At 51.9% G+C, this 13,178-nt stretch carries 12 protein-coding genes; all 12 read left to right on the top strand.

The window, feature by feature from the left end:
- Nucleotides 1–21 precede the first annotated feature (21 nt).
- Complete coding sequence (locus tag PGL02S_RS20975) at nucleotides 22–933, top strand: LysR family transcriptional regulator (protein WP_036641193.1); 912 nt, start codon at nucleotides 22–24, stop codon at nucleotides 931–933.
- A gap of 102 nt (nucleotides 934–1,035) precedes the next feature.
- Nucleotides 1,036–1,998, top strand: a complete 963-nt coding sequence (locus PGL02S_RS29045) for a cupin domain-containing protein (protein ID WP_081742792.1) — start codon at nucleotides 1,036–1,038, stop codon at nucleotides 1,996–1,998.
- A 319-nt stretch (nucleotides 1,999–2,317) separates the two neighbouring features.
- Nucleotides 2,318–3,094, top strand: coding sequence for an ABC transporter permease (locus PGL02S_RS20985; protein ID WP_006208620.1), 777 nt, complete (start codon nucleotides 2,318–2,320; stop codon nucleotides 3,092–3,094).
- Nucleotides 3,091–3,891, top strand: a complete 801-nt coding sequence (locus tag PGL02S_RS20990) for an ABC transporter permease (protein WP_006208621.1) — start codon at nucleotides 3,091–3,093, stop codon at nucleotides 3,889–3,891. The genes PGL02S_RS20985 and PGL02S_RS20990 overlap by 4 nt, the downstream gene beginning before the upstream one ends.
- Before the next feature lie 16 nt (nucleotides 3,892–3,907).
- Nucleotides 3,908–4,900, top strand: a complete 993-nt coding sequence (locus tag PGL02S_RS20995; RefSeq protein ID WP_036641195.1) for an ABC transporter ATP-binding protein — start codon at nucleotides 3,908–3,910, stop codon at nucleotides 4,898–4,900.
- A gap of 202 nt (nucleotides 4,901–5,102) precedes the next feature.
- On the top strand, nucleotides 5,103–7,073 hold the full coding sequence (locus PGL02S_RS21000) for a tetratricopeptide repeat protein (RefSeq protein ID WP_036641197.1): 1,971 nt from the start codon (nucleotides 5,103–5,105) through the stop codon (nucleotides 7,071–7,073).
- 152 nt (nucleotides 7,074–7,225) lie between these two features.
- The gene (locus PGL02S_RS21005) at nucleotides 7,226–7,981 is read left to right on the top strand and encodes a methionine ABC transporter ATP-binding protein (RefSeq protein WP_051449236.1); all 756 of its coding nucleotides are present in this window, start codon (nucleotides 7,226–7,228) and stop codon (nucleotides 7,979–7,981) included.
- Nucleotides 7,981–8,688 carry a methionine ABC transporter permease gene (locus PGL02S_RS21010; protein ID WP_051449237.1) on the top strand — a complete coding sequence of 236 codons (708 nt, stop codon included), beginning with the start codon at nucleotides 7,981–7,983 and terminating at the stop codon, nucleotides 8,686–8,688. Before PGL02S_RS21005 ends, PGL02S_RS21010 begins: the two co-directional genes overlap by 1 nt.
- Nucleotides 8,689–8,760: 72 nt before the next feature.
- Entirely contained in the window at nucleotides 8,761–9,597 is an 837-nt protein-coding gene (locus PGL02S_RS21015) for a MetQ/NlpA family ABC transporter substrate-binding protein (protein WP_036641199.1), read from the top strand.
- Between the two features lie 438 nt (nucleotides 9,598–10,035).
- Nucleotides 10,036–11,268: a peptidase T gene (gene pepT, locus PGL02S_RS21020; RefSeq protein WP_036641201.1), complete on the top strand. Its 1,233-nt coding sequence runs from the start codon at nucleotides 10,036–10,038 to the stop codon at nucleotides 11,266–11,268.
- Between the two features lie 178 nt (nucleotides 11,269–11,446).
- Complete coding sequence (locus tag PGL02S_RS21025; protein WP_036641203.1) at nucleotides 11,447–12,457, top strand: ThiF family adenylyltransferase; 1,011 nt, start codon at nucleotides 11,447–11,449, stop codon at nucleotides 12,455–12,457.
- 79 nt (nucleotides 12,458–12,536) lie between these two features.
- Nucleotides 12,537–13,175 carry a thiamine phosphate synthase gene (gene thiE, locus PGL02S_RS21030; protein WP_036641205.1) on the top strand — a complete coding sequence of 213 codons (639 nt, stop codon included), beginning with the start codon at nucleotides 12,537–12,539 and terminating at the stop codon, nucleotides 13,173–13,175.
- Nucleotides 13,176–13,178 lie beyond the last annotated feature (3 nt).

Below are 13,178 nucleotides of genomic sequence, written 5' to 3' on the forward strand. Positions count from 1 at the left end.
TCGATAAAGGAGGAAGTTACCGTGGAACTGCTTCAGCTGCATTATTTTCAGACGGTGGCCAGAATGGAGCATATGACTAAAGCTGCAAAGGAACTTCGAATTGCCCAGCCTGCGCTCAGCAAGACGATTGCCCGGTTGGAAGAAGATTTGGGAGTACAACTGTTTGATCGGCAGAATCGGCAAATCAAGCTCAATTCATTCGGGAAGGCTTTTTTAAAAAGCGTAGATACGGCACTTTCGGCCATTGAGGAAGGCAAGAGAGAGGTGTCCGATTTAGCAGGGATGGAGCGTGGGAGCATTCGCATTGCAACGACGGCATTGCCCCGGCTGTCCAAAGCCTTGGGAGCTTTTCGTGCGCGATATCCTGAGGTGAATTTCCGGATTATCCAGATTGCGCCCGACTCGATGAGGGAGATGGTACAGATGTTGGAGAACGGAGAGGTCGATCTATGCTTTACCGCAGCGGCACTGGACGAAGACCACATTTTGGAGACCCCGGTCCTCCATGCCGAGGTGTTCTTGGCAGTGCCTCACGGTCATCGATTGGCGGGACGGACCAGCATAACCCTTCAGGAGGTAGCGGGGGAAGCATTCATCGAATATAAAGCAGGCCACCCGTTTCGAAAAATGAACGAGGAGTTCTGCCGTTTGGCTGGGATCAGCCGGGATGTCGTCTGTGAAGTGGATGAACCTGCAGCTTTGGCCAGCCTCGTATCCGCCGGACTTGGAGCGGCATTTGTACCCGGGTGCAAAGGGGATGAAAAGCCGTCCTTCGTGATGGTACGCATCGAGAAGCCTTCCTGCTACCGCACCTTCACCGTAGCTTGGCTGGAGCGGCGATATCTGTCTAAGGCCGCCAGGGAGTTCCAGTCCTTCCTGATAGAGTATTTCGGCGAGTTTCAAGAGCCGATGAAGCATAGGGACGTGATCTGACCAGTCGCGTCTTTTTACTATCTTGACAGTCTCCTTCTACATAAGCCGAGCCTCCCATGCATACAGATTTATAGATCAGAGAACTTTCAAGGGAGGAAAACGATGCTCGATCCAGTACTGACATCTCCGAATTTGAAGCTGTTTGCAGACTCGAACGACACCTTGAACTATAAACGCGATGCGGGAAACTACATAACTCAGGTGTTCGGAGCCCAAATGCCTGCAATCGCGACGGGCTTCTTCAATGTTCATATGACCCAAGGGATTATTATTCAGCCTCACTGGCATACGAATGCAAATGAGTTGGTAATTGTCATCAGCGGCGAAGTGATTACTTCCGTATTTAATCCGTTTACTCAGAAGCTGATGACTTACAAGCTAAAGCCGGGCCAGGTCTCGATGTTCCCGAAGGGATGGTTTCACTGGATTCTGACGCTTAGCGACAAAGCCCACATTCTGACCATATTTGATCAGCCGACGCCGGATATTGTGTATGGATCAGACTTTTTGCGGCATATTCCGAAGGAGATTTTGCATATTGCCTATTGCATCCATGAGGAGGATTACGCCAAAGCGGTTGCTCCTCTGAAGGAAACGGTCATTCTGGGACCGCCGCCGGGCTGCGGCAAGCGTGACGACAATGCCCCCAACAATGCCCCCGACAATGCCTCCTATTTTGAGTCGATCCAGCAGCAGCCTTTTGGTCAGCAGTCAGCGTATAGTAACCAACAGGCATCCCCGGCATCTGCCTATTATAGGTACTCGCCTCCGCCATCCTATCCATCCTACCCATCCTATTATCAACAGGCCAGACCGCCGCAGTACACAGCTTATCCGTCCTATTCACCATACCCTCAGCCGCCGTCCTATCCATCTCGGACTCCTCTCTCGCCATCCTATCAGCAGCCCCTATCCTTCCAGCAGCAGCTCTTTAAACAGCAGTCCTTCCAACAGCCGCAGCCGTTCCAGCATCTTCAGTATTTGTATAATACGCAGCCGGATTCAGATACAGCCGCGAGCCGCGGTCCTGAATCTGATACGGACGCTGTCCCTGAGACAGTGTAACAACATAGGCTTTCAGTTACTGCAAGCTGTATCAGGTGCCTGTAAATTCTCATTTCACGAAAGCGAAAGCGAAGTCTTCAAACTCTATGCCAGGTTTGTTTCGGAACCGACGGCGGGAGGAGAAGGCTTCTTTTGGTTTATCAGGTTAGCCAGAATCTTCTGGTTGGCCTTTTTGGTTTGCCGAATCCCATCACGATTTACCTCTCGAAAAAAGCCTTGCCTGATATGGAACGTTCTGGTATGCTATTGTCCTTCTCTCATTTTCGCCTTGTCTGAAGTGGATGGGTCCGCCATCTAAAATGCTTATCGGAGGTGCTTCATGCTTTATTTCACATTGGCTTCCAAAGCCTATGCCCGTAATTTGCAGTACCGCGGCGCTCACATGGTGCACAATATCGCCAGCGCGATGTTCGGCTTCATGTATGCCTGTATCTGGATCGGTCTCGGTGCAGACTACGCGCTTGGAGATTATGGAACGCAGGGAATGGTCGGTTATATCGCCTTTACTCAAGCTGCGCTCTGGGTTTCCAGTTTCGTCACGAACGGCCTCGGCATTCCCCAAGCTGTCCGAACCGGCCATATTTCACTGGATTTGATGCGTCCCGTTCATTTGTTCAGCCATTTAATGGCCAAGGAATGGGGGCAAATCGCCTACCAATTCGTTTACAAATCGATCCCGATCTACCTGGTTTATTACTTTGCCTTCTCCTTGCAGTTACCCGGGAAAGCCTCCACGTTCCTCTATGTTGCCATAGCCCTGGCAGGCGCCGCCTACTTATCGATCTGCATCAACTATCTTATCGGCGCATCCGCCTTATGGACAACGGAATCATCTTGGTTGTATTGGGGCAACCACGCGATGATCAATCTCCTTGCAGGTTTCTTCATTCCTATCGAATGGCTGCCCGGCTGGCTGCAGACGATTGCCTGGTGGTCGCCGTATCCGTATCTGCTCTATGTACCTACCCGAATCTATCTGGGCTTCGATGACGTTTCCTATCTGTGGGGCACGCTCATGTGGTGTGTGCTGCTCACGCTGGCAGGTCTGCTGGCTACCGGCTTCCTCAGGCGGAAAGTGGAGGTGCAGGGAGGATGACCACGAGATCCTGGCTGTCCCTGTATGCGCTGCTGATCCGAACCAGCATCAAAAGCCGCATGCAGTACAAATTCAATTTTATTCTGGCTTCGTTTCTTGCTGCATTGATCCAAATATCCGAATTCCTCATGGTTGCCATTGTCCTCTATAAGTTCGGGGCCATCCAGGGCTGGTCCATGCACGAAATCGCGTATTTGTTTGCTATCATGACCCTGTCGAAGACGCTTTACCGGACGTTTGGGGATGAAGTGCATCATCTTGAGAAATATCTGGTGAACGGTGAGCTTGACCAGCTGCTGACCCGTCCCATGCCCGTGCTGCTGGCGCTTATGCCCCAGAAGTTCCGGATTATGCTGGGCGAAGTGCTGCAGGGCGGTTTTCTGCTCTGGTGGTCGCTGCATGGCATGATGGCGGCAGGTCAGGTGGGATGGAGCGCGGTGCCGCAATCGCTGTATATTATCGTCACGGGGGCTGTTATCCTGTTCTCGATCGGCCTTGCGACCGCAACCTTCGGGTTTTGGACGACCCGGATCACCGAGCTTCAGAATCTGACGGAGGACGCGGCCCGGACGGCTGCTCAATATCCGTTGACTCTGTATCCGAAATGGATGTCATCGATCCTGCTGATCATTGTCCCGGTTGGTTTAGTCAATTATATTCCGTCACTATACATACTGCGCGGCGAGCTGGGGGTATGGGTGCTGCCTGCCTTGGCAGGAGCGGCCCTGTTATGTCTCGGCATAAGTTTGAAGTTCTGGCAGTTCGGTTTGACCAAATATCAAAGTACGGGGAGTTAAGGGAGGAGCGCGTCACATGATTGAAGCTCATAACATACGCAAGGAGTTCAAAACGCCGGTTGTGAAGGAGGGGCGCTTCTCCGGTTTGCGAACCCTGTTTACGAGAGAATACCGGACGAAGGAAGCCGTTAGAGGCATCAGTTTTCAAGTGGAGCAGGGAGAGTTTGTCGGTTATATCGGGCCGAACGGGGCCGGGAAGTCCACCACCATCAAAATGCTGACGGGCATTCTCCATCCAACCTCAGGTCGCGTCTCGATTGGCGGCATGAATCCGCACAAGGAACGGCGCAGCGTTGTAAATAATCTGGGCGTCGTGTTCGGTCAGCGCAGCCAGCTGTGGTGGGATCTCCCGGTGAAGGACTCCTATGATATTTTGGCCAAAATGTACAGCGTGGATCAGGCCGACAAGGAGTGGAGGCTCGGACAGTTCGCCGAACTGCTCGATTTACAGGCGTTCTGGGAAACGCCTGTACGCAAGCTGTCGCTCGGACAGCGCATGCGCGCCGACCTCGCGGCCGCGATGCTGCATGACCCGGGCGTGCTGTTTCTGGATGAACCGACAATCGGGCTGGACGTGAACGCTAAGCGGAACATCCGCCATTTTCTCAAGCTGATCAATGAGCAATTCGGCAAGACCATTCTGCTCACGACGCATGATATGGATGACATCGAACAGCTCTGCAATCGGGTGATGGTCATTAACAACGGGGAGCTTTCCTATGATGGAACGGTCCGGTCCCTGCGAGATACAATCGGTCTGCCTACGCTGATTACCGTGACATTTCGCGGCCCTTTTGCAATCCCGGAGCAATTCCAGGGAGCAGGAGAAGGAAGCCGTGCAGTTCCGCTTCGGGTAACGAGCGCGGTGGATAACGCCGTCACCATTGAGGTGAACCGCCGCGAGATGAATACACTGGATATTTTTAAGGAGCTGGGCCGCTGGGGCGAACTGGATGATATCGATATGGAAGATCCCGATTTTGAAGACGTTATTCATAAGGTGTATTAGATTTAGTTATTGGGATTGGACATGATGACGAGAATCGTACAGTATAATAGGATATACACCGTAAAGAGGAACCGGAATGGGTTCCTCTTTAATTTGGGTGCAAATGGACATAGAGGAAGTATAATATAGAGATGAGAGGGAAACCCTCTGCTCTTATTCACACGACCCAGGAATAATAACTACATATAAAGGGTGAGCCACCATGAAATGGATGAAACGAATCTGGTTCCGCATGGGTAACCATTACAGGAAGAAGCGGGAGTTTGAACAAGCGCTTAAATATATGAGAAAAGGCGAGAGTGCCATCACAAGTTTTGATGACAAGCTCCATTATGCGGAGCTGCTGCATAACAGCGGTCACTCGGAGGAGGCTGTAACCTATCTGGGGCGTCTCATCGATTCGAGCGGGAGCCATCGTGCTTATGAGCGGCGTGCGCATATTTTACGTGAACTGAACCGGGAGACGGAAGCGATAGAGGATTTAGATGAAGCTATCCGGTTAAATGCCGACAATTATCTGAACTGGTATACCCGGGGAATTGCTCATAAAGACCTGAACCAATACGAAGAGGCGATCCGGGATTTGAAAGAAAGCATCAAGAGAGAGGACGACAGCACGGTCATCTCGACTTATTATGAGCTGGGAATGACCTATTACGAGAGCGGCAATCCGGCAGAGGCAGCGAACTGTTTCCGCCTGAGCATCCAGCAGCCGGACCGCGCCATCCCGATGTATTATTATATGCTGTCCGTATCCCTGGATCTGATGGATCATGTGCAGGAAGCGGTTGGGGTTCTGCAAGAGGGGATTCAGTTGGCGGATCGGTATGAAGCGGAGGCAGATGGCGGATATGCCATGTTTGCCGGGAGCACCAACTACAGCTACGGCGCATTTCTGACGTTTCAGCGGCAGGTGCGGGAAGCCTATTCTTTTCGGAAGCCCATGGCGGACCTGTATGTGCAGCTGGGGGATCTGGGACAGGCCGAGTTCTATCTGTCGGAGGCCATTGAGCGGTATCCGGATTCGTACGAGCTTTACTTGAAGAGGGCGGAAGTCTTTAACCGGTCAGGCAACAAGAACGCTGCCAAAGCGGATTTGGAGTGGGCCATCGAAGCGGAGCCGGACGATTACCGCGCGTATTTCGATTTGGCCCGGATCTATCGCGAGGATGCTCGGGAAGAGCTGGCTTATGAGCTGATCTCGAAGCTGTATGGAAGGCAGCCGGATTCACCGCTGGCCTGCTACTGGATGGTTGACTGCTATTACCGGGTTGGTCGCAATGAAGAGGCATTGGCGCTGAATAACAAACTGCTGGAGCTTGAGAATGATGATGCACCCAATTATGTGCAGCGGGCCGACATTTATATGGAAATGAATGATCTGCCGTCTGCGGAGCAGTCTTTGAAGGAGGCTGCCGCCCTTCAGGATGGGTCCGAAATCCGCAACAAACTGAGTTATGTGCTATATCTTCAAGGCCGCAATGAGGAGGCGCTGCTTGAGCTGCAGGAAGCGGTGAAGCAGGAGGAGGCTTTCTCCGAGCATCCGACCTACCTTGCCGCCAGCGGCCATATCTATAAAGAGATGGGCATGTGGGACCTGGCCATTGACGCCTATTCCCAGGCGATTCAAGCCCAGCCATCGAATTCGAGATTTTACGAGTTTCGTGCCGTTTGTTTTGTGGAAACCGGCCAGCTGGAGCGGGGGCTGACCGATTGCGCACAAGGACTCAGCCTGAACCCGGAGCAGGGAAGTTTATACAGCTTGCGAAGCGGAATCTATTATACGATGGCGGACTATGCCCGCGCGAAGGAAGATACGCTGAATGTGCTGGAATTGTCGCCGGGCCATCCGGGGGCCTATTTCAGATTGGGACAGATCTATTACAAGGATCAGGACGAGGATGCGGCACTGGCTGCTTTTGACGAGGTGCTGAAGATGGTGCCAGAGCATGCCGACAGCTATCTGTACAAAGCCCATATCTATTACGGTCAGTTCGAGCATGAGGATGCGATACAGTCCATTGTCAACTGGAGTTTGCATCTGCACAAGGAGATGTCACCGGCGGATAAAATTCAGGCCATTGAAGGCTTGGAAGGCTTCGAGGAAGGCGTGCTGGAGAAGGCGGTTGAACGCTTGACGGGGATGTACGGACATCAGCTGTATTTATCCTGAGCCGTTTTGGTAAACATTCCAATGTGACTGTCAATAAGTCGTGTCACATTTTGTCTAAAATTGTGGTATGATTCTATTGTTGTTGCAGCATATTTTGCTCGCAGGCTGTATAGCCACGCGGGCTTTCTTCATGTGGCAAGGAGGGGATTAGATTGATCTCGCTGCAAGAGGTTAGTAAAAGCTTTGGCAATGGCAGTGACCGTTATCAGGCGATCGACGCTGTCTCTCTCGATATTGCCGAGGGCAGCATACACGGGATCATCGGCGCGAGCGGAGCCGGGAAATCGACGCTGCTGCGCATCATGAACGTACTGGAGAGACCGGACTCGGGCCGAGTCGTGGTGAATGGTCAGGAGCTGACTTCCCTTGGCGGCAGGCAGCTGCGGGAAGCAAGAAGATCGATCGGCATGATCTTCCAGCTGTTCCAGCTGGTCAGCAACCGTACGGCTTACGGGAATGTATCCATCCCGCTTGAACTGGCGAAGGTACCGAAGGCAGATCGGATGAAGCGCGTGCAGGAGGTTCTGCGTTTTGTCGGACTTGAGGATAAAGCAAAGTTATATCCGGCTCAGCTTAGCGGTGGGCAGAAGCAGCGGGTAGCAATTGCCAGGGCTTTAGCCAATTCGCCTTCCGTATTGTTATGTGATGAGCCGACTTCTTCACTGGATCCGCAGACGACGGCGGGCATACTGGATGTGTTGAGACATATTAACCGAACGCTTGGGGTCACGATTGTGATTGTTTCTCACGAGATGGAGGTTGTCAACGGCATTTGTGATGCGGTGTCGGTCATGGAGGACGGCCGTTTGATAAGAACCTATCAGAATAACGCGGGTAGAGCGGAGGCTCCTGAACAAGAGAGAGGGCAAGGGTACCGGAGTCGCCGTGGAAGCGAGGAATCGGACTGATGGACTACGTAAATAGCGTGATTCAATACTTGAACGATTACTTCGCCTATGTCATGCAGTACCAGGACGAAATATGGCAGGCTATTGGTCAGACGTTCGTGATGGTTGGCATTTCAATCGCTGCGGCGATATTACTGGGTCTTCCGGTAGGAACACTATTGTTTCTGTGCAGAAAAGGCCAGTTGTACGCGAATCGATGGTTGTTCACCTTATTGAACAGTCTGGTTAATGTCATCCGCTCGTTCCCGTTCTTGCTGCTGGTTGTCAGCATGATTCCACTGACCCGCCTGATTGTGGGCACATCGCTTGGGACGCTGGCAGCCGCTGTGCCGTTGTCTGTCATAGCCGTCGCTACGTATTCAAGATTAGTTGAGCAGTCTCTGCTCGAGGTGCCGAAGGAAGTGCTGGAGGCCGCCTCGTCGATGGGCGCTTCCAAGCTGCAGATGATTTTCAAGTTCCTCTACGTTGAGGCAAGGTCCGGACTCGTGCTTGGATTGACAACATCAACGATCAGCTTCATCTCGTATTCTACGGTTATGGGCATCGTTGGCGGCGGCGGCGTCGGGGATTTTGCCATTCGTTACGGATACCAGCGGTTTGAGACCGAAATCATGGTGTTCACGATTATCATCATGATCATTCTCGTGCAGTCGATCCAGTTTAGCGGGAGCTTGGCTTCAAGACTCCTCGACAAGAGAAGAAGCTAAGTTTTACGACCCTTTTTTGTTAGTAACACCTGTACCAGACCAACCTACAATTTTACCTGGGGGTAACCAACTATGAATAAGAGATTACTACTGCTCGTACTGACGATCATGCTTGTGCTTGCCGGCTGCGGAGAGAAGGCAGCCAAGGAGGAAGCTCCTGAAAATGGAGCCCCTGAGACCAAAGAAGAAGTTACATTAAAAGTGGCCGCGCTCATCCCGCCGATGACTGAGGTGCTTGATCTCGTCAAGCCTATGCTAAAGGAAGAGGGCATTCATCTTGAAGTTCTGGTTCTGTCTGATAATGTCCAGCCTAACAATGCATTGGCGAATAAAGAGGTGGATGCGAACTTCTTCCAGCATGTGCCGTACATGGAAGAATACAATGCAAACAACGGCTCGGAGCTTGTACCGGTAACACCGATCTATAATGCCGTTTTTGGGGCGTATTCCAAGAAGTATAAGACCATTGAGGAGCTTCCGGACGGTGCAACGATTGCGATCCCGAACGATCCTTCCAACATCGGCCGTTCCCTGGTCATGTTCGAGAAGAATGGTCTGATCAAGCTGAAGGAAGGCGTCGGGATCCAGGCCACGCAAGGGGATATTGTGGAGAACCCGCACAACTACAAATTTACCGAGGTCGACCTGCTCATGCTGGCCCGTACCCTGGACGATGTCGATATGGTAGCCATGACACCGGCATATGCCAAACCGCTGGGACTCACGCCGAAGAAAGATGCCCTGGTCACAGAAGGCAATGACTCCGAGTTCACCATTACACTGGTAGCTCGCAAGGATAATGTAGACTCCGAGCCGATCCAGAAGCTGGCTGAAGCCATGACCAGTCCGGAAGTGAAGAAATTCTTCGAGGACAACTATTCCGAGATTGCACTGCCTGCATTTGAATAATGATGGGCTTACGCTTCATATTGGGCCTTCGAACAGTTAACGGCCTCATCACATGGAATGGGTCATTTTCATCATGAGGGTTGCTCAATTGACAGATGTCACCTAATCAATAGGCTTGTTAGCTTTAAGAAATGGCGGTGCTCAGGATGCTTATCCGTGCACCGCCGTTTCTTTGTGTTTGGATCCTGCGGAAGAGGAAGAAACGATTCCGGACTCGAATCGTCTCTCAAGAGAAACAAGGGCATCGCAGGCGCTATGATTCTTTCTGCTGCGATCTTTGTCATGAATTGACCCAGAACATGACAACTGGATATAATTGAAGAGGTGATTTTCGACCTTTAGATAGTCTGTATTCAAGCTGGGAAGGTACTTCAAGGCTAGGCATTACATATCGCAGCATGTGTTGGTGATCAATAACTCGTATTGGAGCTGAGAATGATGAAGAAGGAAGTTATCGACAGACTCATTACCTATGCACAAGTGGATACGCAATCAGACGAGAACAGCAATACTTGTCCTTCGACACCCGGACAGCTAACGCTTGCCGGCTTGCTCGTGGACGAACTGAAAGAGATCGGCATGCAGGAAGTCACCATGGATGAGAACGGCTATGTCATGGCCACGCTTCCGGCTAACTCGGATAAAGCGATCCCGACCATTGGCTTTTTGGCACATATCGATACGGCGACTGATTTTACGGGTACCGGTGTCAAGCCGCAGATTATAGAACACTATGATGGACTTGACATCATTCTGAATAGAGCACAGAATATAGTCCTTTCCCCGCGGGATTTTCCGGAGTTGAGCGGATACAAAGGCCACACACTCGTAACAACGGATGGCACGACCTTGCTGGGGGCTGACGATAAAGCGGGCATTGCAGAGATTATGACAGCCATGGCGTACCTCATTCAACACCCTGAGCTTAAGCATGGAACAATCCGGGTTGCCTTCACGCCGGATGAAGAGATCGGTAGAGGACCTCATAAGTTCGACGTGGAGGCGTTCGGTGCAAAATACGCTTACACCATGGATGGCGGACCGCTCGGGGAGCTTCAATATGAAAGCTTTAACGCAGCAGCAGCGCTTGTTACTTGCAAAGGCAAGAACGTACATCCCGGTACAGCCAAAGGGAAAATGGTCAACGCCGCGAAAATCGCCATGGAGCTGAACCGCATGCTGCCTGTCGAAGAAGCGCCTGAACATACCGAAGGTTATGAAGGCTTCTACCATCTCTCTTCCATAGAAGGCGACGTGGAGCTGACCGAGCTTCGTTATATTATCCGTGATCATGACCGGGAGCTTTTTGAAGGAAGAAAGGCCAAACTCGCCTCTGTCGTGGAAGAGCTTCAGCACAAATATGGTGCCGAACGGATCGTACTGCAGATGAAAGACCAGTATTACAATATGCGAGAGAAAATCGAGCCGGTCAAAGAGGTGGTGGATATCGCTCAGACAGCGATGGAGAAGCTTGGGATCAAGCCGATCATCGAGCCTGTGCGCGGTGGTACCGACGGATCACAATTGTCTTACATGGGCCTGCCTACACCGAATATTTTCACTGGCGGGGAGAACTACCACGGCCGCTATGAATATGTATCGGCCGACAATATGGTATTGGCGGTCCAGACGATTATTGAGATTGTGCAGCTGTACGAGGCTCAGGCTTAAGGTGAAACCGGGGGAGTTTACCCTCTTCGATTACTAGATTTGTTTAGGTTTAGCGACTTGGTATATGGCGAGAGATTGGATTCTCAATCTCTCGCCATATACTGCGGATAACAAGCATCAATCAAAACTAAAAACATGAGGAAGGCATTGAGCAGGGCCATAGAGGAGGTGAGGCACGATGCAGGAACGTTACTCCAGGCAAATGCTGTTTCAGCCGATAGGAGAAATCGGGCAGCGGAAAATCATGAACAGCTCCGTACTAATTGTCGGGATGGGAGCATTGGGCACGGTGCTTGCCAATCATATGGTGCGCGCTGGTGTTGGGCGGGTCAGAATCGTTGACCGTGATTTTGTGGAAATGAGCAATTTGCAGCGGCAGCTGCTGTATGACGAGGAGGATGCAAGCAATGCCTATCCCAAAGTGGTGGCAGCCGAGAAAAAGCTGCGCAAAGTCAACTCCTCCATTGTGATCGAGGCGGTTGTGTCCGACGTTACGGGGGCCAATATCGAGGAACTGATCGATGGGATGGATCTTGTACTGGATGGTACGGACAATTTTCGGACCCGTTATTTGCTGAATGACGCCTGTTTCCGAAGCGGAATTCCCTTCATATATGGAGGCGCGGTGGGCTCTCGGGGGATGAGCGCGGTGTTTGTGCCAGGCGGCACCCCCTGCCTTCGCTGTTTTATCCAGTCGGCAGATACGGCCGGAGAGACCTGCGATATGATTGGCGTTATCGCTCCGGTTGTCGATATGGCGGCTTCCTATGAGGCGGTTGAAGCCCTCAAGCTGTTAGCGGATGACGGCACGAGCCGAAGAAACGGTCTGGTGACGTTCGATTTGTGGCAGAACCGCTACTATGAGATGAAGTTCGGCGAGCCTGACCGAAATTGCCCCTGCTGCCAGCTTAAGGTGTATCCGGCGCTTCAAGGGCATGAAGAAGATATACTCACAATGTGCGGAAGAGATTCCGTGCAATTTGCCGGGAGCGGCCCGCTTGATCTGGATGTATGGCGAGGTAGACTGGAGGGAGCTTCACTGGAAGTGAAGGCTAATCCATATTTACTGCGTACGGTGCTGCCCGGCGGGGAGCGGCTTGTCTTATTTGCTGACGGACGTGTGTTGGTGCAGGGCTTGGATGATTTCGCCAGGGCCAGAACGCTCTATGACCGGTATGTTGGAGCATGAAATGAATGAGTATCCTGAATCAAAAAAGGACTCAGCATGTATCGTCCTTGTTGATGTTGTATAGGGAGGAGGGGAAGCTTTGAAAGATTTTCGACTGTATGCCATTACCGGAGAACAGTTTCATCCCGGCCGGGATATGCTGGACGTGATGGAGCAAGCCATTCTCGGCGGTGTGGATATCATTCAGCTGCGCGACAAAAAAAGCCCGAAAGCGGAAGTGCTTGCCAAAGCCAAAGCGCTTCGCAAGCTGACTTCTCGGTATGATGTCACCTTTATCGTCAATGATTACGTGGATATTGCACTGGAAGCGGATGCCGACGGAATTCATCTGGGGCAGGGGGATATGCCGCTCACGGAAGCTCGAAGGCTAGTCGGTTCCAAAATCATCGGTATTTCTACACATGCGATAGAGGAAGCGCTGCTGGCAGAGTCGCAGGGCGCAGATTACATTGGGGTCGGTCCGGTGTACCGCACGGCCACCAAGGAGGATGTGGTGGATCCGGTTACGGAAGCGTATGTGAGAGAAGTGGCGCATGCGATCCAAATTCCTTTTGTGGCGATTGGGGGCATTAAGCTGCACAATGTGGATCAAGTACTGATGGCAGGCGCCACGCGCATTTGCGCGGTGAGTGAAATTGTGGGCAGCAGCAACGTAAAGGGTACCTGCGAGGCGTTCATTTCCAAGCTGGAGGCTAATAGCGCGAAGAGGAGGGAGTAAGGC

This window comes from Paenibacillus glucanolyticus NBRC 15330, from assembly GCF_004000885.1.
Classification (GTDB): domain Bacteria; phylum Bacillota; class Bacilli; order Paenibacillales; family Paenibacillaceae; genus Paenibacillus_AQ; species Paenibacillus_AQ glucanolyticus.